The following is a 26,406-nucleotide window of genomic DNA, read 5'->3' as shown; positions in this document are numbered from 1 at the left end:
TGTCCGGCTCACCCTCACGACCTTACCCATCATTTTCCGATCATTTCGCGGCGACCACCTGCGTTCTCTGCGTTGGGCGCCTGTTCCGAATGCCTTACTGTCTGGCCCTGTGCGTGTTTTGGTGTTGGAGGACGATCAGCAACTCAGTCATGAGGTAACCGCCGGATTGCGATCGGCGGGGTTCGCTGTCGACTTCGCGTACGACATCGCCGACGCCGATTTCAAGATCGCCATCAATCGCTACGACTGCCTGGTCGTCGATCGCGGCCTGCCCGACGGTGACGGCCTGGACCTGGTCGCCGGGGCCCGGACCGCGGGGCACACCATGCCCGCGCTCATGCTGACCGGCCGCGACGGACTCGATGATCGGCTCGCCGGATTCGAGCAGGGCGCCGACGACTATCTGACCAAACCGTTCGCACTGCCCGAACTGGTGATGCGGGTGCGCGCCCTGTGCCGGCGGCGGGAGCAGCCCACCGCCTCGCGAATCGCGGTGGCGGACATCGATATCGATCTCATGCGCCGGCGAGTGACGCGCGGCGGGATCATGCTGACCCTGACGCCCAAGGAATTCGCCGTGCTCGAACTCATGGCGACCCGGCTCGGCAGTGTGGTGACCCGCACCGATCTCATCGAATGCTGCTGGGACGAAATGGCCGAGCCCACATCGAATGTGGTGGATGCCGTCGTTGCCAAGTTGCGGCGCAAGCTCGGTGAGCCCTGTGTGATCGAAACCGTGCGCGGGACCGGGTTTCTCATCGGCGGAGCGGTATGAGTTCACATCGACTACCCGCTGTGGCCCGGCTGCGGCGGGCGCGCTGGCTGATGACCGGACTGGTCACCGCGATTACCGCGACGGCGGTGCTGGCGCTCGGATTCGTGGCGTCGACCATCGATTCGCATTCGCGCGCAATCGAAGCCGACCGGCAGGTGGAGAAGGTGGCGGGCGGACTGGCACGCGCGATTCAGCACGATGACAAGAATGTGCTGGACCTGTCCACGGTGATCGACGACGATCTGGCCAAGGGGCCGACGGCGGTGGTCGTGCTGGTGCGCAAGCAGGGTGAGTCGTGGAAGCAGGAGCACACCTATCTGCGCTCGCTCATGCCCAGCGATACTGAGATCACCACTCTCGCCACACAAACCGAAGACCATTCCAACGGCGACCTCTACGCCTCCATGCTCAATACTTCGACCGATATCACCGGGCGGAAGGTGCGGGTGGCGGGAACACCGGTGTACTGGACGGACTGGGACAATTTCGTGGTCATCCTGGCCAGCAGCGAGTCCATGGATAACCCAGGTCAGCATCGAATGCTGGTGTGGGCCTTGGCAATCGGCGGCGGCCTGCTGGTACTGCTGTCCACCGCGGCCGCCTATCTGCTCTCCGGGCGCAGTCTCCGCCAGGCGCTGCGCCTGCTCGACGAGCACGAGCAGTTCCTCGGTGATGCCGCACACGAATTGCGCACTCCCCTCACCACTTTGAAGCTGCTCACCGAATCGCGCCCCAAACCCGAAGAGGTGCAACAGACTCTGGCCGAGGCCCGCAAACTGGCCGACCGCATGGCCCGCCTGGTCACCGGCCTGCTCGCCCGCGCCCGAATGCAAACCGGCATAGCCGAACCCGAGCGCACCCTGCTGCGCCTGGACCAGCTGGCCGAGGCGGTCGCCGAGGAAGCCGCCGACGACCGCATCACCGTCACCGCCCACCCCTCCGTCGTGGTGGGCGACCCCCAGCTGCTCGGCCTCGCCATCCGGAACATGCTGGAGAACGGCCTGACCCACGGCGCCGTAAACCGTTCCGCCCCCGTGGAAGTCCATATCGCCGAGGGCCGGGTCAGCGTCCGCGACCACGGCCCCGGCATCGATCCGGTCATGTCCGCCAGCCCCTTCGACCGCGGGGCCGCCGGCCGCTCCGGCCGCAATGGCATCGGCCTCGCCCTCGTCGCCTGGGTGGCCCAGGCCCACGGCGGCAATGCCTCCATCGAACCCGCCGCGGGCGGCGGCACAATCGCCACACTCTGGCTGCCACCCGCCGACATCACCGTCGGCGTCCCGGCCGGAGTGCGCATGTAGCGCAACACCCTTCGCCCGAACGGCTTCCCGTCATCCCGGCATGCTTTTGGCCGGGATCCATCGATACAGCCGGAGCACAGCCACTGTGGATCCGGCCGAGAATGCGCCGGGATGACCGGGTTCTGTGATGTGCTCAGTACTGGTTGACCAGTACGTATTTGGCGGATGAGCCAGAGTTGAGGTCGTGGTAGACGGTGATGGCGTCTTCGAGCGGGCGCAGCACCGCCGGGTCCGGAGCGGACAGTTCGCCGGAGTCGAAAGTGGCGCGCAGCTTTTCGAGTGAGGCCGCGCTCGCGACGACGTCGTGCAGGAGTGAATTGACGCCGATGATGACCGCGCCGCGGCGGTACAGATCGAGGACCGGTACGCGGACATGGCCGTCGGCGGGCGCGGCGATGATGCAGACTCGGCCGCCGACGGCGAGCACCGGCACCACGGCGGGAAGCCAGTGACCGGTGGTCTCGAAGACGACCTCGGCGCCTTCCGGGCGGTGCGCGTGCACGGTGGCGGCGAGTCGGCCCGGATCGTCGAGCAGCACCGTCTCGATGCCTTCGCCGCGCAATTTCTCGGCGAGTTCCGGACGGCGCACTCCGACAATCACATCCGCGCCGCGCCCTCGTGCGATATCCAGCGCGGCGCTACCGACCGCGCCGAGTCCGATGAGCAGCAGTGTGGTGCCGGCGGTGACGCCACCGCGCTCGATGGCTTCGAACGCGGTGAGGTACGGGGTTCCGCCGGACGCGGCCTGTTCGAAGGTCAGGGTTTCCGGCTTGAGCGCGACGCCGCCCGCCGGAAGGGCCAGCATTTCGGCGTGCGTGCCGTCGCGGGTGAAGCCCAATCCCTTTCCGCTGCCCCATACTTCGCGGCCGACCAGCTCGTCCGGCCCCGCCACGACCACGCCCGCGAAATCACGGCCGGGCACCCGCGGCACCGTCGTATACGGGAAGCGGCCCAGCACATTCTTCACATCGCTCGGATTCACACCGGCGGCGACAATGCGCACCAGCACCTCCCCCACCGCGGGTTCCGGATCGGGCACGGTGCCCAGCGCCAGCGCGTCCAGCGTGCCGATCCGGTCGAACGTCAGAGCTCGCATGCGATACCTTCCCTTGCCCTATGGCCTGATAGCCGTCGGAATGAATCTGCCATCACTTCCCCGGATCAGTGAATGCGAGCTCTATCACTTCGCGGCGATCGGGACGCTGAAACGCCGTAGCTGGGTAAGGCCCCAATGTGTGCATGTCGAATCGCCCCAGCTCGATGTGATTCGGCGCAACATGGAGTGCGGTATCGGCGGAACGGAGAGAGTACTGATGTTGGAGTCGCTCACGATGGTTCGGCACGGGGAGAGTGCCGGGAATGCGGCGCTGGCGGGGGCGATAACGGCAGGGGCCGAAGAATCCGGTCTAGGACTACGAGATTCCGACATTCCGCTCTCCGATTTGGGCCGGGCGCAGGCGGGTGCGGTCGGGAAGTGGCTGGCGCGGCAGTGGGACTCGGTGGATGCGGTGCTGTGTTCGCCGTACGTGCGGGCACTCGAAACCGCCGAGATCGCCTTGCGGGCGGGGCGGGCTCCCGCGGTGCAGGTCGATGAGCGGTTGCGGGATCGAGAGCAGGGCCTGCTGGGCGGGCTGACCGAACTGGGCGTGCAGCGCCGGTATCCGGCGGAGGCGGCCGCGCGGGAACTGATGGGCCGCTTCTACTATCGGCCGCCGGGCGGTGAGGCGTGGACCGATGTGGCGCTGCGGCTGCGGACGCTACTGCCCGAACTGGAGGGGCATGTCCTGGTTTTCGCGCACGATCTGGTGATCGTGATGGTCCGCTATATCCTGGACGACCTGGACGAATCCACCATTCTGAAGATCGAGAGCAATCAGCTCGCCAATGCCTCGATCAGCCGGTGGGAGCGGGACCATTCGGGATTACGCCTGCTCAAATACAACGACGTCGGACATCTCCAGTAGCGGACCGGGGCCGTTGTGAGAAGTCACGGAAGTCGGGGCTTGCCGCTGCGGTCGATCACAATGCGAAAGCAACCTCACCACGGGCCGTCCGGTATGCGTTATCGTTCCGTGACCGGAGGCCCTGCCTCCGGAGGTTGGAGGAGTCGCCGATGTCCGTCGACAATCCGGCCCGCACCGGGCTCATTATCTCGGGTACGCCGATGTCGTCGCCACTGCAGGATGTGCGCGGACTGGCACGGCATATGGTCGGGCACTTCGTCGAAACCGTCGCACCGTGCGGGACACTGCCGGGCGATGCCATTCACGGTGATGTCACCACCATCACCCGCATGTGCCTGGAACTGGCGGTGGGCATGCTCGATGGGCAGGACCTGCCGGAGAAGACCAAGCGGCTGGAGGAGGCCGCGGCCCAGTGGGCGCGCGAGGGCATACCCATCGACACCATTCACCATGCCATCCACGAGGGCTTCAAGATCGGCTCCGATCTGGTGATCACCGGCGCCATGCCGCGGCATCTGCAGCGCAGCGGGCCGGACGGGGATGCCGAATTCGTCATCGCCGTCGCCGATGTGGACAACATCATGGGCGGCGCGAAAATGGTGATGGAACTGCTGGACCGGATGACCTCCGCGGTCTCCCGGGCCTATGTGCGCGAACTGCGCTCGGTGGTCAGCGAACACCACACCGCCGTGCACACGCTCACCTCGGCACTGCTGGGCGGGCACAGCACCTCCACCATGGTCCGCGAATGCGGTATCGAGATCGCCGACTCGTATCACGTACTGGCCGTATCGATTCCGGAGCATCCGGAGGAGCATTCGCCGACCGTGGAGGGTGCGGTGGTGGCGCGGCGGAAGCTGCGCCGGCTGCAGGCCGAACTCGCCACCAAGTACGCCGGCAAGGTGCTGTCGCTGCTGAGTGTGGACGGCGGCACGATTCTGGTGCCCGCCAACGAACTTCCCGATGAGCAACTCGACGAATTGATCGAGCGGCTCTCGCGGGCGGCGCGGGTGCCGATTGCCGCGACCATGGTTCCGGCTACGCCGCAACAGATTCCGGACGCCGCCGATCAGGCGCACGAACTGCTCGATATCGTGCACCGGCTGCGCCTGACCCGCGGGCTGTTCCGTTTCGATGAACTGGCGCTCGAGTATCAGCTCACCCGTCCGGGGCCGGGCCGCGATCATCTCGGCTCACTGCTCGATTCGCTCGACGCGCATCCGGAACTGCTGGAGACGCTGCGGACGCACATCAGCAATAACCTCAACCGGCAGCGCACCGCGCGAATTCTGCACGTGCACACCAATACGGTGGACTACCGGCTCAAGCGCATCGGTCAGCTGACCGGATTCGATCCGACCCAGGCGGCCGGACTCTGGTATCTGCGATCCGCGCTGGTCGCGCGCACATATCAGGCGGGCTGAATGTTGTGAGGTTTCCAAGCCGGACTCGGATCGCGGTCAGCAGCAACAGGTTCCAGTTACGGTCGGTTACAGAGACTTCAGCTGCCGCTCCGGCAGCGGATCTCCACCGCACCATTGACGAGGAGCACCGCTATGACCAGCACTGCTGCGAATAAAACCGTGTTCGACAGCTCCGGAGAAGCCCTCACCCACCGGGTCACCGTCTATCTCGGCGGGCCGGACGACGGCGCCGAACTCGCCATGGAGTACGCGGCCACCTGGCCCGAGGCCTCCGACTTCACCGCCGCGGCCGTCCGCGCGGGACTGATCGTCACCGTGGACGGCCGCATTCGGCCGGGCCTGCGCCGGCTACCTCGGAACGGCCTGCGGCACTGACTCGAACGCCGTTTCCAGGGTCTGCCACGCCGGGCTGATTTGGGCCGCGAAGTCCTCCCAATCGTGAATTCCCGCATCCTCGTAATGCACGGTGGCGGGAATTCCCAAGTCGCTCAGGTGCTGTGCGAATTGTTCGGTACAGGCCCGGGCCCCCGCCTCCAAGACGACACCTCCGCCCGCCTCCTTCAGCGCCCCCATGACGTCCCGGGCGGCCGCAATATCGGACAGATCACTGGGAGTGGGCATACCGGATCCGGCCGAGAGGTAGATCACCGTGCCGCGCAGGGCTTCCGCACCCACGGTGCTGTCGTGCTCACGCCATTCCGGCGTACCGGGCGGCCCCCACATATTGGTCACATTGCCGCCGCGCGAGGCCACGGTGATGGTGGTGACCGCCGCACCGATGACATCCATGGTGGAGTAGCAACCGCTCAAACCCGCTACGGCCCGGTAGAAGCCGGGATGCCGGTGCGCGAGCATCATCGCGCCCTGCGCGCCCATCGACACGCCCGCGACGGCGCGCTGACCGTTCGAGTGCAGGTAGGGCTCGATGACGCCCGGCAGCTCCGCGGTCAGGAAGGTCTCCCAGCGGTTCCAGCCCAGGGCGGGATCCGGGCTGTCCCAATCGCTGTACATACTGCCGGTGCCGCCGGTCGGCAGCACCACGTCGACGGGCTTGTCGGCGAAGAAGTCCGCCACGCTGCCCTTGGTCAGCCAGTCCGAAACCTTGCTGGCGTCAACGCCGTCCAGGAGATAGAGGGTCGGGCGGGGTCCGGCGCCCGCGCCGCGCAGGACATCCACGGTGACGGTGCGGCCCATGGCCGCGGAGGGGACATCCACCTGCTCCCAGTGCGGTCCGATCGCGTCCACGGGAAATGCCACCGACTGCAGGGCGATTCGCGGAGGCACCACACCGCTGCCCAGCGTGGCCCCCGGCAGGCCCGCCACCAGGGCCAGCGCGACCGCGGTCCCGGCCAGCACCGCCCGCCGCGTCACGCCGCCGCCCGGGCGGATCGGTGGCTGATATCGATCGGTTCGTACGGCACGGTGGCTCCTGATGCTGGTCCCGGCGTGAGGGGACCGAATGTAGGCCCGATCACGCTGCTGCACATTCGGTTCCGGATAAGACTTGGGGTACCCACGGTTTTCGACCTCACGCGCTGTTGCCGGTCACAAACTTCAGGAAAGCCCGGAAACCCATTGCGACGTGCGGAAACCCGCCGAGCAGATGCGAGGGCGTCCACTCGGCGGGCACTCCTCCGGCTGGGAATGCGGCAGTGCCGCACCGGAGGTGTCGAATTCGCAGCAGTCCTTCGTTGCGGGGGCAGGGAAGGACCCGGCCTCACCTCCGAAGCTCTTGTCCCGATTCGGTTTCCAGCCACGGTATCGACCGCGCAGCACCTGATGTTCGATGCCGTGACCAGGTCGAGCGTAGCGACGGCACGCCACCTCCGAAACCATGCGCGACACCTCTTGGACACTTCACAAATGCGGTTCACAGGGGCCGGGACAGGCCACAGCAGCGTGCGAACCGGCGACTCGCATCCCCCCGATATCGGACTACTCCACTGTGCCGAACCAGTCCAGGGTCTGCCCGTGCGGCGCGGCATAGGCCACCGGATCGCCGTCGAGTGCGGTGATCATCCGGATTCCGGTGGGAGCCGGAGGCAGTGTGGCCGAACCGAAGTCGAGAACCGCCGAGCCTTCATTGGTGATCCAGCGGCACGGCAGGGTGTGCATGACCTCGAGGAAGGCAGCACGGCGTTCCGGCGGCAGATACGTCAGGACCGCACTACCGAAGACGATGACCGGAATATCTTGCGGCACAGCGTGAACCAGATCGGCAATCGTGTCCACCAGATCACCGGCCACCAGCTCCGGCGGATCGCGGCGCACTATCGCCGCGGCACTCCGCAAGCGCGCCAAGCGACCTCGCTGTTCGGGCCAGATCAGGCATTCGAGCCAGCGCAGATTCTCGGCGTCGGCGAGATCGAGCGGATTGAGATCCACCCCGGCCCGGTACGCCACCTGCGGCAGGGCGTCCGGAATGGGTGGATGTCCGGAAGTAGCGCAGGAGAGCACCACCTCCGAACGCCCCTCCGCGGGATCGAGAATCGGCCGGTCGTCGTAGCGATAGCTGTAGCGATCCGGGTAGAGGCAAAGCCCGGCGGAGGCGCCGAACTCGATCAGCGCCACCGGCTGCCCGGGATACAGATTCAGCACCGGCAACAGCGTCGCGGCCCGCCCGGCCTCATTGGTCTGCGTGCGATGCGTCATCGCCACCTCGTAGATCTCGGCCCAGCGGCTGTTCAGGAAGTCCTCGAACTCCGCGAACCCCGACTCCACCGCCCCTGCGTAGCGAGCCGCCCCGAACACCAGATTCGGCTGCCGCTTGGCCTCCGGCAACTGGTCGATCAACCCGAGAACCCGTGCGCTGCCCGCGATTCCCCTACTCCACTCCTCATAACACGGCGAAAACCCCCGCACCTCCAGCTCCGCGAACCGCCGATACCGCTGCGATGTCTCCACTCGCCCCCCTGCGCCGAACCCACCGACCCCATCCGAGTCGTGCCCGCGAGATTACCGATTCCCGGCATCGGCCCCGCACCGACAGCGGCTGTCCCGCACCGACAGTGAAAACGAAAGGGCGCCCCCGGTTTTCACCGGGGGCGCCCTTCGTGGTCACGAACTCAGAGCATGCAGCTCACGCAGCCCTCGACTTCGGTTCCCTCCAAAGCCATTTGGCGGATGCGGATGTAGTAGAGGGTTTTGATGCCCTTGCGCCAGGCGTAGATCTGGGCGCGGTTGACGTCGCGGGTGGTGGCGCTGTCCTTGAAGAACAGGGTCAGCGACAGGCCCTGGTCCACGTGCTGGGTGGCGGCGGCGTAGGTGTCGATGACCTTCTCGAAGCCGATTTCGTAGGCGTCCTGGAAGTATTCGAGATTCTCGTTGGTCAGGTAGGGGGCCGGGTAGTAGACGCGGCCGATCTTGCCTTCCTTGCGGATCTCGATCTTCGAGGCGACCGGGTGGATCGAGCTGGTCGAGTGGTTGATGTAGGAGATGGAACCGGTCGGCGGGACGGCCTGCAGGTTCTGGTTGTAGATGCCGTACTCCATGACCGACGCCTTGAGCTCGCGCCAATCGTCCTGGGTGGGAACGTGCACGCCGGCGTCGGCGAAGATCTCGCGGACCCGATCGGTGGCGGGCTCCCAGGCCTTCTCGGTGTACTTGTCGAAGTACTCACCGCTGGCGTACTTGGACTCGGGGAAGCCGCCGAAGTACTGCCCGCGCTCCTTGGCGATCAGGTTCGAGGCCCGGACCGCATGGTAGGCAACGGTATAGAAGTAGATATTGGTGAAGTCGACGCCCTCTTCGGACCCGTAGTGCACGTGCTCACGCGCCAGGTAACCGTGCAGGTTCATCTGCCCGAGGCCGATGGCATGCGACTCGTTGTTGCCCTGCTCGATCGAGGGCACCGAGAAGATGTGCGTCTGATCCGAGACGGCGGTCAGCGCGCGAATCGCGGTCTCGACCGACTTGGCCAGGTCCGGCGAATCCATGGTCTTCGCGATGTTCAGCGAACCCAGATTGCACGAAATGTCCTTGCCCACCTTGGAGTAGGTCAGGTCGTCGTTGTACAGCGACGGGGTCGAGACCTGCAGGATCTCCGAGCACAGGTTCGAGTGGGTGATCTTGCCCTTGATCGGGTTCGCCCGGTTCACGGTGTCCTCGTACATGATGTACGGGTAGCCCGACTCGAACTGCAGCTCCGCGATGGTCTGGAAGAACTCGCGCGCCTTGATCTTCGACTTGCGAATCCGCTTGTCGTCGACCATCTCGTAGTACTTCTCGGTGATATTGATATCGGCGAACGGCACGCCGTAGATGCGCTCCACGTCGTACGGCGAGAACAGGTACATGTCCTCGTTCTTCTTCGCCAGCTCGAACGTGATGTCCGGAATGACCACACCCAGCGAGAGCGTCTTGATGCGGATCTTCTCGTCCGCGTTCTCGCGCTTGGTGTCCAGGAAGCGGTAGATGTCCGGGTGGTGGGCCTGCAGGTAGACCGCGCCCGCACCCTGACGCGCACCGAGCTGGTTGGCGTAGGAGAAGGAATCCTCGAGCAGTTTCATGATCGGAATGACACCCGAGGACTGGTTCTCGATCTTCTTGATCGGGGCGCCGGTCTCCCGAATATTGCTCAGCAGCAAGGCAACACCGCCGCCGCGCTTGGACAGCTGCAGCGCGGAGTTGATGGAGCGCCCGATGGACTCCATATTGTCCTCGATGCGCAGCAGGAAGCAGGACACCGGTTCACCGCGCTGCTTCTTGCCCGAATTGAGGAAGGTCGGGGTGGCCGGCTGGAAACGGCCGGACATGATCTCCTCGACCAATTCGGCGGCGAGCACCTCGTCACCGGCGGCCAGCGTCAGCGCCACCATGCACACGCGATCTTCGAAACGCTCCAGATAGCGCTTACCGTCGAAGGTCTTCAGCGTGTACGAGGTGTAGTACTTGAACGCGCCCAGGAAGGTCGGGAAGCGGAACTTCTTGGCGTACGCCTGCTGGAACAGTCGCTTGATGTAGTCGCGGCTGTACTGGTCCAAAACCTCTGTCTCGTAATAGTTCTCCTTGACGAGGTAGTCGAGCTTCTCGTCCAGGTTGTGGAAGAAGACAGTGTTCTGATTGACGTGCTGCAGGAAGTACTGGTTCGCGGCCTCGCGATCCTTCTCGAACTGGATCTCGCCGTTCGGGCCGTACAGGTTCAGCATCGCGTTGAGCGCGTGGTAGTCCATGCCCGCGGTGGGCTCGCCACTCACGGTGCGTTCTACGCGGGCAGTCTTTCCGACCGGTGCGGTTGTCGTTGCCAAAACAATCCCAATCCCTCTCGGACGCGCTCGACGTCCTCAGCAGTTCCCATGAGTTCGAAGCGGTACAGGTACTCCACTGCGCATTTACGCGAAATCACTTCGCCCGCAAAGCAGTACGTATCGCCGAAGTTCGTATTGCCGGCTGCGATGACGCCGCGCAGGAGCGCGCGGTTGTGCGGATCGTTGAGAAACTTGGCCACCTGACGGGGGACGAATTCCTTATCGGATCGCGCACCACCCAGTACGTGCCGACCGCCGCCATACGTCGGAACGATCAACACATAGGGTTCGTCGACACGCAGAGAGTCGGCGGTATGTAGCGGTATGCGGACGGCGGGGACTCCCAGCCGTTCCACGAAGCGGTGCGTGTTCTCCGATGCGCTGGAGAAGTAGACCAGATTCGCTGTCTGCGTGGACAACTCGGCCATGTCCCCCTCCTCTCGTCCGAAGGAACCCGCGGAGGCCGCCGACCCTGATCGGCGGTCCCGGACCCGCTAGGCGACGGCGACAGCGTCGGCGAGCGCCTTGATGCGATCCGGGCGGAAGCCCGACCAGTGATTGTCACCGGCGACGACGACGGGGGCCTGCAGGTAGCCCAGGGCCATCACGTAATCGCGCGCCTCGGGGTTCTCGGAAATGTCGATGATGTCGTAGGGGACACCGGCCTTGTCGAGCGCGCGGTAGGTGGCGTTGCACTGGACACAAGCGGGCTTGGTGTAAACGGTGATGGTCATTGGTATCCCCTTCTCCTTGCCTTAGATCCGATGCTGTGCACGGCTGAAACAAGAACCATGTTGTAAGTGCGCAAACCCCTGGAAGCGGAACCGAAATCCCAGGTCGTGCAGCTCCCCTCTAGGGTCCCGCCGCATGCCCTTCCAGCTCCCAAGACACTACACCTAGTGGCCGACAGAATCTTCCGACACGACATGTTGCGACTCACAAAGGTGAAATTCATATGAACGAAGTGCCAGGACGCTCGATTCGCAAGCTGGCACAAGTGAGGCGCAGATCACATTTTCAGCCTTCAGCACATTCCCAGCAAACACACCATTCACCCTGATCAACAGCCTTCACGCGAGCCACACGCGACTCGAGCGCCGGCGGCTCCGGGAGCGACCACAGGACCGATCCCGCGCCCGAAAAATCCGGAAGATCGCGTCCGCCCCGGCGTGTCGCGGCCCGGGTGCCATGTTCCGGTCATCAGCCGATGGTGAAGCCGGCGCCGTTCACCGGACCGGGAGCGAGCAGCCGGTTGGTGGCGGCAATGCCGTAGGTCTGCGCGTCGTAGGCCGACAGCGGTTTGCCGTCGATCTCGATTTCGGCGAAGGTGATCGGCGCGAAACCCGGCAGGGCCGCGTCGAGGTGACCCTCCACCACGATCTCGGCCGTGCGCGCGGGCGTGTCCGAGGGCTGCACCGTACTGCGCACCCAATTCTTGGTGCGGTTCTCCAGCGTCATGGTGTAGTTGTGCCCGTCCCAGCCGACCGTGGAGTGCATGACATCGCCGGGTTGTGTCGTGACATCGTCATAACTGACCGGTGGTGCGGGGTATCCCTCCCACCAGGCGTCCACATCCCTTTCGGGAGTACACAATCCGCCGAGCAGCGGGAGGGCGCAGACGCCGTCCATCACACCGCTGAGCGCGTTCGACACCTGATCGCCGGCCCGCATCACCAGACCCGACAGGTGCGGGTCGGCGTATGACAGACTCGCGGCCGCGTCCTCCAATTGCAGACCGGGCAGCGCCGCATAGAAGGCCGCGTCACTGGCACAGAGCGATTCGACGCCGGTCTGCATGAGCGGCAGCGCCACATGCCCGTCGAGTCCGGTCGCACCGTTCAGGCCGACCCACGGCACCACACGCTGCAGCGTGCCCGGATTGCGACAGTCGATCTCCGGCTGCGTCCAGGTCGCGCTGACCTCACGGAAATCGCCCTTCACCACGTATCCGGCCCAATTGCCCAGATAGAGGCGCACATTCGATTGCGCACCGGCATCGGCCGCGGTGACCGCCACCGTGACGGCCGAGACAGCGAGCGCGGCAGCCAAGCAACACCGACTCCAGGCAGTATTGCCACTCGGTAGCTTCATCAGCTGAAGTTAGCTCAGAAGTGTCCGAAATAGCGGCATGCCACGGCTGAAAAGCCGTGGCATCGCGCTGTATTCAGCGAGTGATCGGCATGGTTGCCGGATATTTACCGTCAGGCGTTCGACTTCGCCTTCACCGACTCCACCAGCAGGCGCACGGAGGCGGCCAGCTGAGTCAGCGCCTCGGCGTCGTCGGACGGATGCGTCTCGACGAAACGCTGGCCGATGGTGCCGAAGTGCAGCGAAGCCTCCTCGACCACGGTCGCGCCCGCGACACCCAGCGCCTTGACCGCATCGCCGTGCGACCACTTGGCGGCGTTCGAACTGATGGACGCGCTGACCACGGCGGCCGGCTTACCCTTCAGCGCGCCGGCGCCGTACGGACGGGAGGCCCAGTCGATGGCATTCTTGAGGACGGCGGGCAGCGTGCCGTTGTATTCGGGGGTCAGCAGCAGCAGACCGTCGGCGGCTGCGACGGCGGCGCGCAGCGCGGCCGCGGCGGCCGGGACCCGACCCTCTACATCGAGATCCTCGTTGTAGAAAGGAATGTCGCCGAGGCCCTCGTAGAGGGTGATCTCGACACCCTCGGGGGCGGTCTGGGCGGCAGCCTCGGCGAGGCGGCGATTGATCGAGGCGGCGCGGAGGCTGCCGACGAGGGCGAGAAGGCGAGTCTGCGACATGGTGATCACTCCTGCGTACTGGATTGGCGCTGCCGGTGGCGGCTGATTCATCACAGGATAACCGGACTGCGGTCCGTTTGCATTCCCGGGGGTGCGGACGTCGCGACGTGACCTGCGTCATACCCTGCCGAAAGAATGCGGTGCGGTAGCATTAAACGGACCACGGTCCATTTACCCACGCGATATCCATTCACCCACGCGACAAAGGGGTCGGCACAGTGACAACGGGCATCCCTCCCGGGACGACGGGCATCAGTATCAGCGGTCCGGGGCTGGGCGTCGGACCGCCGGTGACGCTCGCCGATGGCGGACCCACCGAGCGCGCCGATGCCGCACGCAATCGAAAGCTACTACTGGACGCGGCCGCCGAACTCGTCCGGGAGTTCGGCGCGGATGCGGTCACCATGGACGCGGTCGCCAAACACGCCGGAGTCGGCAAGGGCACGGTATTCCGGCGCTTCGGCAATCGAGCCGGGCTGATGTACGCGCTGCTCGACGAATCGGATCGAAACCTGCAGGGCGCCTACATGTTCGGGCCGCCGCCGCTGGGCCCCGGAGCGCCGCCGCTGGACCGGCTGCTCGCCTACGGACGGGCGCGGCTGTCCTTCACCGAGATCGAGGGCGATGTGCTGCGCGCAGCCACCGACCGGCCCGAACGCTTCGGCAATGCGCCGTATCAGCTGACAAAAACGCACGTCTCCATCCTGTTGCAGCAGGCCGGGGCGCCCGGTGAGATCTCGCTGCTCGCGGACGCGCTGCTGGCTCCGCTCGACGCCGCACTGGTGCTGCATCAGATTCGAGTACTGGGCTTCACTCTGCAGCAGGTCGGCGACAATTGGGAGGCCCTCGTCCGCCGCGTCGTCCCGGCGACCGCGCAGTAGAGTGTCCCCCCATGGGCAACCTGCGCGAAGCGATCATCGCCGAATTAGGCGTACTGCCGGCCATCGAACCGAAAACCGAAGTGCGGCGGCGCATCGACTTCCTCAAGGACTATCTACGATCGACACCGGCGACAGGTTTTGTGCTCGGCATCAGCGGCGGCCAGGACTCCACACTGGCCGGGCGGCTGTGCCAGATCGCCTCCGAGGAACTGCGCGCGGAAGGCCGCGAGACGACCTTCGTCGCCGTGCGACTGCCCTACGGCAAGCAGGCCGATGAGAAGGATGCGCAGATCGCGCTGCGCTTCATCAAGCCCGACCGGTCCATCACGGTGAACGTCAAGCCGAGCGCCGACGCCGCCGCCGAGGAATCCGCCTATGGCATCGACGAATTGCTCGGCGGGGCAACACGACTGCGTGATTTCGTGCGCGGCAATATCAAGGCCCGCGAGCGCATGGTGCTGCAGTACGCGATCGCCGGTCAGCTGAACCTGCTCGTTGTCGGCACCGACCACGCCGCCGAGGCCGTCACCGGCTTCTTCACCAAATTCGGTGACGGCGCAGTCGATATCACCCCGCTCACCGGACTCACCAAGCGCCAGGGCGCCGCCCTGCTCCAGGAACTCGGCGCCCCGCCGAGCGTCTGGCAGAAGGTCCCCACCGCCGACCTCGAGGACGACCGCCCCGCCCTCCCGGACGAGGAAGCCCTGGGCCTCAAGTACTCCCAGATCGACGACTACCTCGAAGGCAAGGACGTCGACCAGGAAGTCGCCGACCGCGTCGAATCGATCTTCCAGAACACCCGCCACAAGCGCGCGGTCCCGGTCACCCCGCACGACACCTGGTGGAAATAACCACCCACTCCGAGCAAAATGCGCCCGCTGCCTCTACATGCAGCGGGCGCATTTGTATAACCAGGTCCGGCAAGGAGATTCAGTACACGAGGCGACCACGCGGTAATGCGATCGTTCCGCAGTGGAGGGTTGTCAGTGAAACGTCATTGGCTAGAGCGACGGCGGCGATGATGAATATGCCGAGGAGTAGAGCGGGCAACAGTCGCGCCAAAGCGAAACCTCCCGAATCGTCGGACTGGACAGTCCGGATATCGGGGTGGGACACGGGGCGTTACCTACATATTTGCTGGTCAGATGACCTGGAGGGGTCAGCCGCCCGCGAATGGCGGTAGGACGTCGACACGCGGGGTCAGGGGGGTCGTGGTGTCGCGGGTGAGCTCGTCGCCGATCAGGTAGGCGCAGACGGCGAGCATCGGTTCGAGTTTCGGACCGTAGGTCGCGGTGATGGTGGCACGCAGATCGGCGATGGTGGATCCGGCGGGGAGATCCAGGAGTTCGCCGGGTTTGCCGACCGCATCGGCAATGGCGGCGAAATAACGGACCTCAACCACCGATGGCTCCCATCGTTCGCTCGGGCGGGACGAAACCGGCCTCGGCAATGCCGTGGCCGGCCCACTTGTTCCACATGGCACCGCGCCACAGCGTAGCGATATCACCGTCGGTCGCCTCGGAGCGCAGCGCCGCGCGGACGTCGTACTCCTGATCACTGAACAGGCAGGAGCGAATTCGGCCGTCCGCGGTGAGGCGGGTGCGGTCGCAGTCGCCGCAGAAGCTGCGCGTCACCGAGGCGATGATGCCGACGGTTGCCGGACCACCGTCGACCTCCCAGCGTTCGGCGGGCGCGGAGGGGTCCTCACGGCCGACCTCGGTCAGCGTGAAGCGAGTGCCGAGCACCTCGAGCAGTTCGGCCGCGGTGATCATGTTCGCGCGCGCCCACTCGTGATCGGCATCGAGCGGCATCTCCTCGATGAAGCGGAGTTCGCAGCCCTCCTGGATACACCATTGCAGCAGGTCGGCGGCACCGGGAAGGTTCTCCCGCATGAGCACGGCATTGACCTTGATCGGAGTCAGACCGGCCGCCCGGGCCGCGCGGATACCGGCGAATACCGAATCGAGCCGGTCCCGCCGGGTGAGGCGCGCGAACCCCTCGCGATCGACGGTGTCGAGGGAGACATTGATGCGGTTCAGCCCGGCCGCGACGAGTTTCCGGGCGCGATGCTCGAGGCCGATGCCATTGGTGGTCATGGCCAGGGGCGTATCCGGCAGTTCGGCCCGGCAGCCCGCGATGATCTTCTCCAGGTCATGGCGCATGAGCGGTTCCCCGCCGGTGAAGCGGACCTCGTGAACACCCATCTCACGCACCGCGAGCACGACCAGGCGCACGATCTCGTCGGTGGTGAGCAGCTCATCGGCCGGAATGGGCGGTAAACCCTCTTCCGGCATGCAGTAGGTACACCGCAGCGAGCACTTCTCGGTAATGGAAACTCGCAGGTCGCGTGCGGTGCGGCCGAAACGATCCACCAGGTATGGAGTGTCGGGGCGGCCGTCCATCGAGGGTCGCCCGCTGCGTACGGCGGGCATCCCCATAGCGACCACAGTCATGGGACCATTATGTCCGCCCGCGCAACCCCCTGCCCGGTCCGGCGGCAAGGTTCCGCTCTCGGCGTGCGCGTATAGGCTCACCGGCATGAGTTCCCGGCACACTCTGACCCCGGCCCGCTCCGTCGAAGACCACCGGCAACGCATCGAGGATTTGCTGCGACCGCTCGCCGGACGCGAGACGGAGCCGGTTCCGATGGCGCATGCGCTCGGGCGGCGGCTGACCCAGGATGTGTACTCCCCCCTGGATCTGCCGATGTTCCGCAATTCGTCGATGGACGGGTATGCGGTGCTGGCGGATTCGGTGGCGATCGTGCCTGCCACGCTGCCGCTGGCGGGTGTGGTGGCGGCCGGAAACACCGGTGCGCCGGTGCTTCCCGCGGGCGCGGCCATGAAAGTGATGACGGGAGCGCCGATTCCGCAGGGCGCGGATTGTGTGGTGCCGGTGGAGCACACGCGGTCCCACGGGGAAACGGTCACCATCGAACGAGGCCGCGCCACAGGGGATTTCGTGCGCGAACCCGGGACCGATGTCCGGGCCGGGCAACTGCTGGCCGCGGCCGGAACCGTCCTGCGGCCCCGGCATATCGCGGCATTGGCGGCGGTCGGCCTGGCCGAACTGCCGGTGCGCCGGAAGGTACGGGCGGCCGTGATCACCACCGGCGACGAACTGGTGCAGGCCGGGCTGCGCCTGTTGCCGGGCCAGATCTACAACTCCAATGGCATCGCGCTGGCGGCGGCGCTGGAAGACAATGGCGCCGAGGTCGTATCGCTGACGCACTCCACCGATGATCCGGAGGAGTTCCGCCGCCGCCTCGACGAGGCCGTCACCGCTGCTGACGTGGTGTTCACCTCCGGCGGTGTGTCCATGGGCGACTTCGAGGTCGTCAAGGATGTGCTCACCCCACTCGGCGGCGAGTTCGGCCATGTCGCCATGCAACCCGGCGGTCCGCAGGGTCTGAGCGTGATCGACGGCATCCCGGTGCTGAGCTTCCCCGGCAATCCGGTGAGCACCATGGTGTCCTTCGAGGTCTTCGCCCGCCCGATCCTGCGCGCCCTGACCGGCCTATCCGAAATCACCAGTTCCGCACTGCCCCTGCGTGATCCGGTCCACTCCCCCGCCGGCAAACGCCAGTTCCTGCGCGGCCGCACCACCGACCACGGCGTAGAGCTCACCTCCGGCCAAGGCTCGCACCTCATTGCCGCCATGGCCCATGCCAACGTCCTGATCGACATCCCGGCCGCCACCACCGACCTGCCCCCCGGCACCCTTGTCCGCACCTGGCCGCTCTAGCACCAACCACGCACCCGGCCGAGGCGACATCACGTCGGTGTCCTCCACACCGCACCTCGGCCCGCGCGGAAGCGGTCATTCCTGTGCAGCTGGGGATGAGACCTGCACCGATCCCCCCTGCGCGTGGTAGCGCCTATCCGGCCGCCGGTCATACGACCGCCGTCGCCATGACGACCGGTGGAGGTGCGGGCGGCCCGCGCACTCAGTGATCCTGCCCCGGGATCCCCCGCGCGACCTCGCGGGGACGGCTGTGCCAGGCTGGAGTTATGAGTGAGTTGTCCCACGTCGACCGGGAAGGTCGCGCTCGCATGGTCGATGTGAGTGCGAAGGCGGACACGGCACGGGTCGCGGTTGCGGCCGGTGAGCTGCACACCACCGCGGAGGTGGTGCGGCTGGTGCGCGCCGACGGGATGCCCAAGGCCGATGTGCTGACCACCGCCCGGCTGGCGGGCATCAATGGCGCGAAGAAGACGTCCGAGCTGATTCCGCTGTGCCATCAGCTGGCGCTGTCCTCGGTGAATGTGAGCTTCGGGTTCACCGATACCACGATCACCATCGAGGCCGTCGCTAAGACCAAGGGGCCCACCGGGGTCGAGATGGAAGCGCTCACCGCGGTCGCGGTCGCGGGGCTCACGCTGCACGACATGATCAAGGCGGTCGATCCGTCCGCCTCCCTGCACGGGGTGCGGGTGCTCACCAAAGATGGTGGTAAGCACGGACATTGGGTACGAACGGACGAGGTTTCACAGTCCGCCGATCAGGCCGGGCACGACCAACACGCCGACACCACCCAACCGGGGAGTTCCAGCACCACCGCAAACTCTGCGACCGATCCGGTGGACACGGTGACCGGGGTGACAGAGGCTGCGGGCGGGACTGCCAACTCGACGGTCGTCTCGGCGGGTGCTGCGGGTGCGGGGCGGACGGCGGCCGTGGTTGTCGCGTCGAGCGGTGCGGCGGCGGGTACGCGGGTGGACACCACCGGGCCGGTGCTCGTGAAATGGCTCGAGGAACAGGGGTTCTCGGTGCGGGGGCCGCTGATTTCCGCCGATGCCGATATCGCGGACGGGTTGTCGGAAGCACTGGCGGGCGAGCCCGCGCTGGTGATCAGCACCGGCGGCACCGGGGCCTCGCCCACCGATGCGACGCCGGAAGCGACTCTCGCGGTGCTGGATCGGGAATTGCCCGGCATTGCCGAGGCGATCCGGCAGCGCGGCACCGCGAAATTCCCGCTCGCAGCACTGAGCCGGGGGGTTGCCGGACTGTCCCGGCGCACGGTGATCGTCAATCTGCCGGGCTCGCCGGGTGGGGTGAAGGACGGAATCGCGGTGCTGGAACCACTTCTCGAACATCTGCTGGCCCAGGTGGCCGGAGGAGGCAGCCATGAGTGACAGCGGCGAACTGCGCGCCTGGATCAGCGATCAGCCGCTCGACCCGGCCGAGGTCGAGAAGGCGGTACTCGGGCCGGAGCACGGCGCGGTCGTGGTCTTCACCGGTATGGTGCGCAATCATGATGGCGGCCAAGCGGTTTCGACGCTGGAGTATTCGGCGCATCCGGAGGCCGAGAAGTTCCTGCGGCGGGTATGCGCCGAGGTGGCCGAATCCTCCGGCCTCCCGGTCGCCGCGGTGCACCGGATCGGCCCGCTCGCCATCGGCGATCTCGCCATCGCGGTCGCCGTCGCGGCCCCCCATCGCGCGGAAGCCTTCACCACCTGCGCGACCCTGGTGGATCGCATCAAACACGAGGTCCCCATCTGGAAGCGCCAGCAATTCGCCGACGGCCTCTCCGAATGGGTCAACGCCTGCGGCTAGCCCCATCGAGAGGGCTCTGACGGTGGCGGTTGTCGGCGTGTCGCCACCGTGAGAGCCCTCTCGGCGAAACTGTTCTGGTGGAGATGTAGCCGAGGCCGCAGACTACTTCGACGCCCGGCTGGTTGCGTCGGCGGAGGCTGCGGCCTCGGTCCCCGATGAGGAGGCGGGGTTTCAGGCGGCGATCGGGTCCTGCGGTTCCGGGACGGCCGGGACGGGTTCGATTGCGCCGCGGGCGATTTCGCCCAGCTTGGTGTGGTTGAAGAGCAGATTGAGCAGGAATGCCGTGGCGGCGGCCAGTGCGATTCCGCTGTTGAGCAGGATCTGCGCCGAGGTGGGGAACTTGTCGAACATGCCTTTGGTGAGCACCGGTACCAGGCCCACGCCGATGGCGACCGCGACGATCGACAGATTCACCCTGTCGGTGAGATCGGCCCGGCGCAGGGTATCCACGCCGATCACCGCGATGGTGGCGAACAGCACCAGGCCGACGCCGCCGACCACGGGCTGCGGCACCGCGGCCACGATCGCGCCGAAGCGCGGCACCAGGCCGAGCAGCACCAGCAGCGCACCGCTGACGGCCGTCACGTAGCGGCTGTGCACCCGAGTGCTGGCGACCGCGCCGACATTCTGGTTGAACACGGTGTCGACGAACGAGCTGAAGACGCCGGCCAGCACGGCCGACAGACCGTCACCGATGAGGCCGCGCGCCAGATCGGCTCGCTCCAAAGGCTTTCCGGTGATCTCACCGATGGCCAGCATGCTGGCGGTGGACTCGGCGAAGACCACCACCATCACAATGCTCATGGCCACCACCGCGGTGATGGGGAACTGCGGTGCGCCGAAGTGGAATACGTGCGGCGCGCCGAGCCATGCCGCGTTCGACACACCGTCGAGCTTGATCAGCCCCATCGGAATGGAGATCAGCACACCCGCGACGAGCGCGATGAGAATGCCGAGCTGCGACCACACCCCGCGCCCGAGCACCGTGCCCGCCAGCGCGATGAGCAGAACCACGGCGGCCAGCACGATATTCGAGATCGCACCGAACGACGGCGACTTGGGATCGCTGCCCACGATCAGCCCGCCCGCCACACCGATGAGCGAAATACCGACGACGGTGAGGACGGTACCGGTGACCAGCGGCGGGAAGAAGCGCACCACCATGGCGAACGGCCAGGCCAGGGCGATACCGACCAGACCGCCGATGAGCATGGAGCCGTAGACGGCGGGCAGTCCGTACTGCTTGGCGATCAAGATCATCGGACTCATGGCCACGAAGGTCGCACCGGTGATGATCGGCAGCCGAGCACCCGCGAACCGGCCCAGCCCGAGACTCTGCACCAGCGTGATAATGCCCGCCACCAGCAGATCGGCGCTGATCAGCAGGCCGACGGTGGACTTGTCGAGACCCGCTGCCGCACCGAAGACCAGCGGCACGGTCACACATCCCGTGTACATGATCAGCACATGCTGAATGCCGAACGCCAACAGCCGAGACCAGGGCAGTCGGGTGTCGACGGAATGAGGCGTTGTCATGGCAGCTCCTTGCGGCGCATCGGTTGATGGTCAGGCTAGGCAGCCGCGGCCACCCGAGGGTTTGTCTGATTCGCCAACCACGGGGCGTGTCGCGGGCGATGTTTTGTCCGCCGAACCAGCGTGTGCGGCGGCTCGGGTAGGCCACAGTGGGGCAAGGTGTTCATCGACCACGGGAGGCGACCATGACCGAATTGACCGGCAAGATCGTGCTCGGCCCGCACCAGTACGGCAAGGCCGAGAACCGGGTGGTGCGCATCTACCGCGACACCGCGCGGCACGAGATTCGCGATCTGAACGTATCGTCCTGCCTGCGTGGGGCTTTCGACGAGGCGCATACCGTCGGCGATCAGGGCGGGGTGCTGCCGACGGACTCGCAGAAGCAGACCATCTTCACGTACGCCAAATCGCACGGCGACGGGAGCATCGAAACCTACGGGCAGGCGCTGGCCCGGCATTTCGTCGATGACATCGAGACGGTGGATTCGGCGCGCATCGAGATCGAAGAGTATGCGTGGCAACGGGTTCCGGTCGACGGGACCGGGCATGATCACACCTGGACCCGGGTGGGGCCGGAGGTGCGCATTGCCGCCATCACCGTCAGCGGCACCGGTGCGGCCCAGCAGGAGTGGGTGATCGGCGGCGTCAAGGATCTGGTCATCCTGAAGTCCACCGGTTCGGAGTTCGCGGACTTCCTCACCGACGAATTCACCGTGCTCGAGCCCGCCTACGACCGCATTCTCGCCACCAGCCTCACCGCCCGCTGGCGCTTCGCCACCGCACCGGACGACTGGGACGCCACCTATGCGGGTATTCGCGCCGTCATGGTCGCCAAATTCGCCACGCAGCACTCGAAGGCGTTGCAGCAGACGCTCTTCGAGATGGGACAGGCGGCACTGGAGGCCTTCCCCTGCCTCGCCGAGATCCGCATGTCGGCCCCCAATAAGCACCACTGGTACTTCGACCTCTCGCGCTTCGGCGTCGAGAACAACGGCGAAGTCTTCTACGCCGACGACCGGCCCTACGGCCTGATCCAAGCCGCAGTCCTGCGCGAAGACGCCCCCGACGCCGGAACCGCCTGGGACCCCTACACCGGCGCGGTCTGACCCACCCGGGCCCGCCGACCGAAACCCAATTCGCCCCCCGGCACCGACACCACCCGCCATCCAGGCTTTGGCACCTGCTGATTCGGCACTGGCCCCACCTGTCACCCCGGCACCTGCCGATTCGGCACTGGCCCCACCACCTGTCTTCTTGGCACCGACACCACTCGTCATCCCGGCGGGCTGTTGGCCGGGATCTCTCTCAGCGCAGTGGATTCCGGCCAAAAGCGCGCCGGAATGACGGGGTAGGCAGGCGCTATGGCGGGGTAGGCAGGCGCTGCGGCGGGGTAGGCAGGCACTGCAGCGGGGTAGGCAGGCACTGCAGCGGAGTGGGCAGGCGCTGCAGCGGAGTGGGTAGGCGGTCAGGCTGCGGTGTGGTGGCTGGTGAGGGTGCGCATGGCAAGGTAGAGGTCGAGGCGGTCGTCTATGCGGCCGAGGTCGCGGCCGGTGAGTTCCTCCACGCGGCCGATGCGGTAGCGAACTGTATTGAGGTGCAGGTGCATTCGGTCGGCGGCCTGTCGCCAGGAGCCCTCGCATCCGAGAAATACCTCCAGGGTTTCCAGTAGTCCCGCACCGGTCTTGCGGTCGTAGTCGACGACGGGGCCGAGCACACGTTCGGCGAAGCGGCGCTGCAGGCCTCCGGGGACTGCGGTGAAAAGTCCTACGGCCGTGTCGATATCGGCAATGCGGACGGCCACGGCGGTGTCGTCGTCACCGGCCGCGGTGGCGGCTGCCCCGGCGGCCGCGATGGCTCCCGAGAGGGATTCGTCGCGCTGCTGGGCGCTGACACCGAAGGAGAGGCGAATACCGTTGAGCGCGGGCGCGAGTCGTCCCATGCGGTGACGCAGCTTGCCGGCGATGTCATCCTGGGTGCCCGGCAGCACGGCGACGAGCCGGCCCTCCCGGTCCACCGAGGTGGTGACGCCGGACAGCACATCATGCAGTGCCACACGCACTTCGGGGAGTCCGACCGATGACGGGGTCTCGGCCGGATGGATATCACAGACGACCGCCACGGCCGATCCGCCGGGCAGCTCCAGCACCGGGGCCGGGAACCGGTCGACGAGTTCCCAATCCAGGTGCAGGCGGTCGGTGCTGCGCTGCCGATAGAACTCGATGACGGCGGCCAGATCGGCGGCGAATGTCTCCGGTTCCGCGGCCGCCGGTCGAACCACCAGGTACCAGGCGGTGATTCGATCGCCGCCGCCGACCTGCAGTACCCGCATGGCTCCCCCGGTGACGGCGGGCAGCCGGGGCGCGGTGAGCGCGGTCGCGACGATCCGGTCGCGGTCGGCCTCGGTGAGCGGTGCGGTTCCGGCGATGACGTGACCGGTCGCGGTCACCAGCCACGCCGAAATCTCCTGCTCCACGGCAATATCGGCGATCAGATCACCGACACTGCTCCCGCCCGCGACGGCCGCCAGCAGTCGGCGCTGCCGATCGACCCTGGATTGCACACGCCGCCAGCGCAATTCGGCGGCCTGCTCGGCCAAGTATTCGATGATCCGGCTGAACGGCACGCTCTGCGGCGCGGACAGCAGTGGCAATCCGTGGCGCTCACATGCCGCCACCACATCTTCGGGAACATGCCCGTGCAATGCCTGACCCGCGACGATGCCCGCAACTCCCGCCGCGGCGAGAAGTCCCACATACCGATCCGAATCCTGCGCTTGCTGCCGCCAGATCAAGCCGGTGCAGACCAGCGCGCCCGGCGTCACGAACGGTCGCGGATCAGGCATATCGGTCGCGCACACCCGTGCCACGGGTCGCGCCAATTCGGCGTCGTCCCCGTGCAGCAGCTGCATGCGCAACTGCGGCGCGTCGAGAATGTCCCGCACCAGCACTGCGCCACCTCCGGGATCGGTCGATTGTCCGCCACGGTAGGACGCTGGTATTTCCGGCCCGTTTCCGCCATGCTGCGTCCACCGCACAGCCCCTCGGTAGGGTGGGCCGGGTGAGTCGGCGCATACCAGTTCTGATCGTGGCCGGTTTCCTGGGTTCCGGCAAAACCACCCTCCTCAATCGCCTACTGCGCAGTCGTGACCTGCGCATAGGCGTGGTAGTCAACGACTTCGGCGCGGTGAATATCGACGCCATGCTGGTGGCCGGTCAGGTCGACGCGATGGTCTCGCTCGGCAACGGCTGTGTCTGCTGTGCGGTGGATGTCACCGAAATGGATGAGCTCTTCGACCGCCTGGCCCAGCCCAAACAGCGCATCGACGTCATTGTGGTGGAGGCCAGCGGCCTCGCCGAACCCCGCAATCTGATCCGCATGGTGACCGGCAGCGACAACCCGCGCATCCGCTACGGCGGCCTGATCGAACTGGTCGACGCCGAGCACTTCCTCGAAAGTCGCGCCCAGCACCCGGAACTCGACACCCACCTGCGCATGGCCGACCTCGTCGTCCTCAATAAAGCCGATCGGGTCCCAGCCGCCGCCCTCGAAAAACTCCACACCGAAATCCGCGCCCTGGTGGGCCAGGTCCCGGTCTACGCCACCAGCCACGGCCACATAGACCCCGCCCTGCTCTTCGACCTCCCCACCCGAGACCCCGGCAAACTGCGAGTCGGACAGCAACTCAGCTTCGACGAACTACTCCTCGACGACCACGAGTCCGACGCGGACTGCTACGGCGGCGCATCCGACGGTCACGGGCACGACGGCGACCACCGGTGCGACCGCGGCCACCATCATCATCTGCACGACGCGTATCAAAGCGTCTCCTTCACCAGCCCCACCGATCTCAACCCCCGGGAACTCATCGCAGTCCTGGAAGACCCACCCAACGGTCTCTTCCGAGCCAAGGGCGTCCTGGCCTTCGCCGTCCCCGAAGACTCCCGAAAGTTCCTCCTCCACATGGTCGGCCGTCACATCACCATCGAGCCCACCACCTGGTCCCGCGGCGAACCCCGCACCAGCAACCTGGTCCTCATAGGCACCGGCCTGGACGCGGCCGCGGTAACCACCCGCCTCGAATCCACCGTCCACGCCTCCCCCACCCCCCTGAACGACCAAGCGCTACTCCCCATCTGGCGCTACGTCCCCGACTCCGCCTCAATCCCTTAGCCCCGACGAATAGCCGGGCACTGTGGTCGAGGAACCCCCACCTCCCACTCGAAACATCCGCGGTGGCATAGGGGCGTCTCCGACTGCCGGGTTGCACAGCGAACGGGCGGCGGTGGTTTCTCGGCGCCCTCTCCAACACCGGGTATGAACAGTTCACAGACCATTCCGTTCAGGCAGTGGAGACCGATCCGGCTAGTCCTGAGCTAGGTAGCGCTCTACGGTTTCCACCTTGGCGGTGAGCATGTCGGGGTGGCTGGGGCGGATATCGGCCTTGATGACGACGCTGCAGCGGGTGGAGATGGCCATGACGGCGTCGGTGGCCTGTTTGATGACCGCGAAGACTTCGTCCCAGTCGCCTTCGATCTCGGTGAAACTGGCCGAGGTGCGGTTGGGCAGGCCGCTGGCCCGGATTACCCGGATGGCGGCGGCCACCGGCTCGCCTACGTCTTCGCCTGCGCCGATCGGGGTGATGGAGAAAGCTGCGAGCATGGCGGGGACCTCCTGGTGCGGGGACGGTGTTCCGGCACTGTGAGATTACGGGGCAGGTAGTCGCGGTAGGCAGGGGTGTGGATGGTGAGGCGGCCGCGACGGGTGGCCTGCCAGGTGGCGGGGGTGTGCAGGGTGGCGAGCGCCAGCCCCGCGCCGGAGAGGTGGTGCAGGGCGCGGCGGGCGGCCCCGGTGGTGAGACCTGTTGCGGTACATAGCTGCCGGACGGTTCGGGCGGCGGGCAGGTCCGGGAGGGAAAGGGCGGCAAGCACTTTCGCTTCGGGTTCGGTCAAGGCCATGCG

At 66.3% G+C, this 26,406-nt stretch carries 26 protein-coding genes; 12 read left to right on the top strand and 14 right to left on the bottom strand.

All coding sequences use genetic code 11. The annotated features are described in order from the left end of the window. Window positions 1-109: 109 nt before the first annotated feature. Entirely contained in the window at window positions 110-775 is a 666-nt protein-coding gene (locus ABZX86_RS14330) for a response regulator transcription factor (protein ID WP_355123515.1), read from the top strand. After that, a complete protein-coding gene (locus ABZX86_RS14325) occupies window positions 772-2,076 on the top strand; it encodes a HAMP domain-containing sensor histidine kinase (RefSeq protein WP_355123513.1) in 1,305 nt (434 codons plus the stop codon). Before ABZX86_RS14330 ends, ABZX86_RS14325 begins: the two co-directional genes overlap by 4 nt. Window positions 2,077-2,209: 133 nt before the next feature. Here ABZX86_RS14325 and ABZX86_RS14320 read toward each other — a convergent pair whose 3' ends face one another. Next, window positions 2,210-3,172: a zinc-binding alcohol dehydrogenase family protein gene (locus ABZX86_RS14320; protein WP_355123511.1), complete on the bottom strand. Its 963-nt coding sequence runs from the start codon at window positions 3,170-3,172 to the stop codon at window positions 2,210-2,212. A 217-nt stretch (window positions 3,173-3,389) separates the two neighbouring features. Between ABZX86_RS14320 and ABZX86_RS14315 the strand changes: the two genes are divergently transcribed. From ABZX86_RS14315 to ABZX86_RS14305, 3 genes are all read left to right on the top strand, one after another. Further along, window positions 3,390-4,040, top strand: coding sequence for a histidine phosphatase family protein (locus ABZX86_RS14315; protein WP_355123509.1), 651 nt, complete (start codon window positions 3,390-3,392; stop codon window positions 4,038-4,040). A gap of 149 nt (window positions 4,041-4,189) precedes the next feature. Continuing rightward, a complete protein-coding gene (locus tag ABZX86_RS14310) occupies window positions 4,190-5,464 on the top strand; it encodes a helix-turn-helix domain-containing protein (protein WP_355123507.1) in 1,275 nt (424 codons plus the stop codon). A 132-nt stretch (window positions 5,465-5,596) separates the two neighbouring features. Further along, window positions 5,597-5,839 carry a hypothetical protein gene (locus ABZX86_RS14305; RefSeq protein WP_327144589.1) on the top strand — a complete coding sequence of 81 codons (243 nt, stop codon included), beginning with the start codon at window positions 5,597-5,599 and terminating at the stop codon, window positions 5,837-5,839. Here the strand turns inward: ABZX86_RS14305 and ABZX86_RS14300 are convergent. The 7 genes from ABZX86_RS14300 to ABZX86_RS14270 form a co-directional block, all read right to left on the bottom strand. Next, entirely contained in the window at window positions 5,813-6,835 is a 1,023-nt protein-coding gene (locus ABZX86_RS14300; protein WP_355123505.1) for an alpha/beta hydrolase family protein, read from the bottom strand. The genes ABZX86_RS14305 and ABZX86_RS14300 overlap by 27 nt on opposite strands. 564 nt (window positions 6,836-7,399) lie before the next feature. Further along, window positions 7,400-8,368 carry a DUF2332 domain-containing protein gene (locus ABZX86_RS14295; protein ID WP_355123503.1) on the bottom strand — a complete coding sequence of 323 codons (969 nt, stop codon included), beginning with the start codon at window positions 8,366-8,368 and terminating at the stop codon, window positions 7,400-7,402. Window positions 8,369-8,529: 161 nt separating this feature from the next. Beyond that, window positions 8,530-10,635 carry a class 1b ribonucleoside-diphosphate reductase subunit alpha gene (gene nrdE / locus ABZX86_RS14290; protein WP_355123840.1) on the bottom strand — a complete coding sequence of 702 codons (2,106 nt, stop codon included), beginning with the start codon at window positions 10,633-10,635 and terminating at the stop codon, window positions 8,530-8,532. 32 nt (window positions 10,636-10,667) lie between these two features. Continuing rightward, window positions 10,668-11,138 (bottom strand): class Ib ribonucleoside-diphosphate reductase assembly flavoprotein NrdI, encoded by a 471-nt coding sequence (gene nrdI / locus ABZX86_RS14285; protein ID WP_327144586.1) that lies wholly within the window; start codon window positions 11,136-11,138, stop codon window positions 10,668-10,670. A gap of 66 nt (window positions 11,139-11,204) precedes the next feature. Further along, window positions 11,205-11,444, bottom strand: coding sequence for a redoxin NrdH (locus ABZX86_RS14280; protein ID WP_297627556.1), 240 nt, complete (start codon window positions 11,442-11,444; stop codon window positions 11,205-11,207). Between the two features lie 466 nt (window positions 11,445-11,910). Further along, complete coding sequence (locus ABZX86_RS14275; protein ID WP_355123500.1) at window positions 11,911-12,759, bottom strand: G1 family glutamic endopeptidase; 849 nt, start codon at window positions 12,757-12,759, stop codon at window positions 11,911-11,913. Window positions 12,760-12,911: 152 nt separating this feature from the next. Beyond that, window positions 12,912-13,478: an NAD(P)H-dependent oxidoreductase gene (locus ABZX86_RS14270; RefSeq protein WP_355123498.1), complete on the bottom strand. Its 567-nt coding sequence runs from the start codon at window positions 13,476-13,478 to the stop codon at window positions 12,912-12,914. Window positions 13,479-13,768: 290 nt separating this feature from the next. Between ABZX86_RS14270 and ABZX86_RS14265 the strand changes: the two genes are divergently transcribed. Continuing rightward, window positions 13,769-14,359: a helix-turn-helix domain-containing protein gene (locus ABZX86_RS14265; RefSeq protein WP_355123838.1), complete on the top strand. Its 591-nt coding sequence runs from the start codon at window positions 13,769-13,771 to the stop codon at window positions 14,357-14,359. Between the two features lie 11 nt (window positions 14,360-14,370). Next, window positions 14,371-15,210, top strand: a complete 840-nt coding sequence (gene nadE, locus ABZX86_RS14260) for an ammonia-dependent NAD(+) synthetase (RefSeq protein ID WP_327144584.1) — start codon at window positions 14,371-14,373, stop codon at window positions 15,208-15,210. 308 nt (window positions 15,211-15,518) lie between these two features. Here the strand turns inward: nadE and ABZX86_RS14255 are convergent, their stop codons facing one another. Then, window positions 15,519-15,761: a MoaD/ThiS family protein gene (locus ABZX86_RS14255; RefSeq protein ID WP_355123496.1), complete on the bottom strand. Its 243-nt coding sequence runs from the start codon at window positions 15,759-15,761 to the stop codon at window positions 15,519-15,521. Continuing rightward, the gene (moaA, locus tag ABZX86_RS14250; RefSeq protein WP_355123494.1) at window positions 15,754-16,812 is read right to left on the bottom strand and encodes a GTP 3',8-cyclase MoaA; all 1,059 of its coding nucleotides are present in this window, start codon (window positions 16,810-16,812) and stop codon (window positions 15,754-15,756) included. The genes ABZX86_RS14255 and moaA overlap by 8 nt, the downstream gene beginning before the upstream one ends. 85 nt (window positions 16,813-16,897) lie before the next feature. Here moaA and glp point away from each other — a divergent pair, with 85 nt between their 5' ends. The 3 genes from glp (at window position 16,898) to ABZX86_RS14235 (ending at window position 19,915) form a co-directional block, all read left to right on the top strand. Further along, window positions 16,898-18,103, top strand: coding sequence for a gephyrin-like molybdotransferase Glp (glp, locus tag ABZX86_RS14245; protein WP_355123492.1), 1,206 nt, complete (start codon window positions 16,898-16,900; stop codon window positions 18,101-18,103). 266 nt (window positions 18,104-18,369) lie between these two features. Further along, complete coding sequence (gene moaCB, locus ABZX86_RS14240; RefSeq protein ID WP_355123490.1) at window positions 18,370-19,494, top strand: bifunctional molybdenum cofactor biosynthesis protein MoaC/MoaB; 1,125 nt, start codon at window positions 18,370-18,372, stop codon at window positions 19,492-19,494. After that, window positions 19,487-19,915, top strand: a complete 429-nt coding sequence (locus ABZX86_RS14235; protein ID WP_327144579.1) for a molybdenum cofactor biosynthesis protein MoaE — start codon at window positions 19,487-19,489, stop codon at window positions 19,913-19,915. Before moaCB ends, ABZX86_RS14235 begins: the two co-directional genes overlap by 8 nt. 171 nt (window positions 19,916-20,086) lie before the next feature. Here ABZX86_RS14235 and ABZX86_RS14230 read toward each other — a convergent pair whose 3' ends face one another. Beyond that, complete coding sequence (locus ABZX86_RS14230; protein WP_355123487.1) at window positions 20,087-21,451, bottom strand: nucleobase:cation symporter-2 family protein; 1,365 nt, start codon at window positions 21,449-21,451, stop codon at window positions 20,087-20,089. A gap of 182 nt (window positions 21,452-21,633) precedes the next feature. On the opposite strand from ABZX86_RS14230, the gene pucL reads away from it, so the two are divergent. Continuing rightward, the gene (gene pucL, locus ABZX86_RS14225; RefSeq protein WP_355123485.1) at window positions 21,634-22,554 is read left to right on the top strand and encodes a factor-independent urate hydroxylase; all 921 of its coding nucleotides are present in this window, start codon (window positions 21,634-21,636) and stop codon (window positions 22,552-22,554) included. 359 nt (window positions 22,555-22,913) lie between these two features. Here the strand turns inward: pucL and ABZX86_RS14220 are convergent, their stop codons facing one another. Then, window positions 22,914-24,395: a helix-turn-helix domain-containing protein gene (locus ABZX86_RS14220; RefSeq protein WP_355123483.1), complete on the bottom strand. Its 1,482-nt coding sequence runs from the start codon at window positions 24,393-24,395 to the stop codon at window positions 22,914-22,916. A 110-nt stretch (window positions 24,396-24,505) separates the two neighbouring features. On the opposite strand from ABZX86_RS14220, the gene ABZX86_RS14215 reads away from it, so the two are divergent. Beyond that, window positions 24,506-25,618 (top strand): CobW family GTP-binding protein, encoded by a 1,113-nt coding sequence (locus tag ABZX86_RS14215; RefSeq protein ID WP_355123482.1) that lies wholly within the window; start codon window positions 24,506-24,508, stop codon window positions 25,616-25,618. 192 nt (window positions 25,619-25,810) lie between these two features. Here ABZX86_RS14215 and ABZX86_RS14210 read toward each other — a convergent pair whose 3' ends face one another. Continuing rightward, a complete protein-coding gene (locus tag ABZX86_RS14210; RefSeq protein ID WP_355123480.1) occupies window positions 25,811-26,107 on the bottom strand; it encodes an MTH1187 family thiamine-binding protein in 297 nt (98 codons plus the stop codon). Next, window positions 26,059-26,403 (bottom strand): hypothetical protein, encoded by a 345-nt coding sequence (locus ABZX86_RS14205; protein ID WP_355123478.1) that lies wholly within the window; start codon window positions 26,401-26,403, stop codon window positions 26,059-26,061. The genes ABZX86_RS14210 and ABZX86_RS14205 overlap by 49 nt, the downstream gene beginning before the upstream one ends. Window positions 26,404-26,406 lie beyond the last annotated feature (3 nt).

Source organism: Nocardia sp. NPDC006630 (assembly GCF_040611495.1).
Lineage (GTDB): Bacteria > Actinomycetota > Actinomycetes > Mycobacteriales > Mycobacteriaceae > Nocardia.
This window is presented reverse-complemented; position numbering and strand designations above follow the sequence as displayed.

Excerpts from the sequence above, each read along its gene's own strand:
- ABZX86_RS14325 (WP_355123513.1), top strand. The coding sequence starts at position 772 with ATGAGTTCACATCGACTACCCGCTGTGGCCCGGCTGCGGCGGGCGCGC.
- ABZX86_RS14320 (WP_355123511.1), bottom strand. The coding sequence starts at position 3,172 with ATGCGAGCTCTGACGTTCGACCGGATCGGCACGCTGGACGCGCTGGCG.
- ABZX86_RS14315 (WP_355123509.1), top strand. The coding sequence starts at position 3,390 with ATGTTGGAGTCGCTCACGATGGTTCGGCACGGGGAGAGTGCCGGGAAT.
- ABZX86_RS14310 (WP_355123507.1), top strand. The coding sequence starts at position 4,190 with ATGTCCGTCGACAATCCGGCCCGCACCGGGCTCATTATCTCGGGTACG.
- ABZX86_RS14305 (WP_327144589.1), top strand. The coding sequence starts at position 5,597 with ATGACCAGCACTGCTGCGAATAAAACCGTGTTCGACAGCTCCGGAGAA.
- nrdE (WP_355123840.1), bottom strand. The coding sequence starts at position 10,635 with ATGGACTACCACGCGCTCAACGCGATGCTGAACCTGTACGGCCCGAAC.
- nrdI (WP_327144586.1), bottom strand. The coding sequence starts at position 11,138 with ATGGCCGAGTTGTCCACGCAGACAGCGAATCTGGTCTACTTCTCCAGC.
- ABZX86_RS14280 (WP_297627556.1), bottom strand. The coding sequence starts at position 11,444 with ATGACCATCACCGTTTACACCAAGCCCGCTTGTGTCCAGTGCAACGCC.
- ABZX86_RS14270 (WP_355123498.1), bottom strand. The coding sequence starts at position 13,478 with ATGTCGCAGACTCGCCTTCTCGCCCTCGTCGGCAGCCTCCGCGCCGCC.
- nadE (WP_327144584.1), top strand. The coding sequence starts at position 14,371 with ATGGGCAACCTGCGCGAAGCGATCATCGCCGAATTAGGCGTACTGCCG.
- moaA (WP_355123494.1), bottom strand. The coding sequence starts at position 16,812 with ATGACTGTGGTCGCTATGGGGATGCCCGCCGTACGCAGCGGGCGACCC.
- glp (WP_355123492.1), top strand. The coding sequence starts at position 16,898 with ATGAGTTCCCGGCACACTCTGACCCCGGCCCGCTCCGTCGAAGACCAC.
- moaCB (WP_355123490.1), top strand. The coding sequence starts at position 18,370 with ATGAGTGAGTTGTCCCACGTCGACCGGGAAGGTCGCGCTCGCATGGTC.
- ABZX86_RS14235 (WP_327144579.1), top strand. The coding sequence starts at position 19,487 with ATGAGTGACAGCGGCGAACTGCGCGCCTGGATCAGCGATCAGCCGCTC.
- ABZX86_RS14230 (WP_355123487.1), bottom strand. The coding sequence starts at position 21,451 with ATGACAACGCCTCATTCCGTCGACACCCGACTGCCCTGGTCTCGGCTG.
- pucL (WP_355123485.1), top strand. The coding sequence starts at position 21,634 with ATGACCGAATTGACCGGCAAGATCGTGCTCGGCCCGCACCAGTACGGC.
- ABZX86_RS14210 (WP_355123480.1), bottom strand. The coding sequence starts at position 26,107 with ATGCTCGCAGCTTTCTCCATCACCCCGATCGGCGCAGGCGAAGACGTA.
- ABZX86_RS14205 (WP_355123478.1), bottom strand. The coding sequence starts at position 26,403 with ATGGCCTTGACCGAACCCGAAGCGAAAGTGCTTGCCGCCCTTTCCCTC.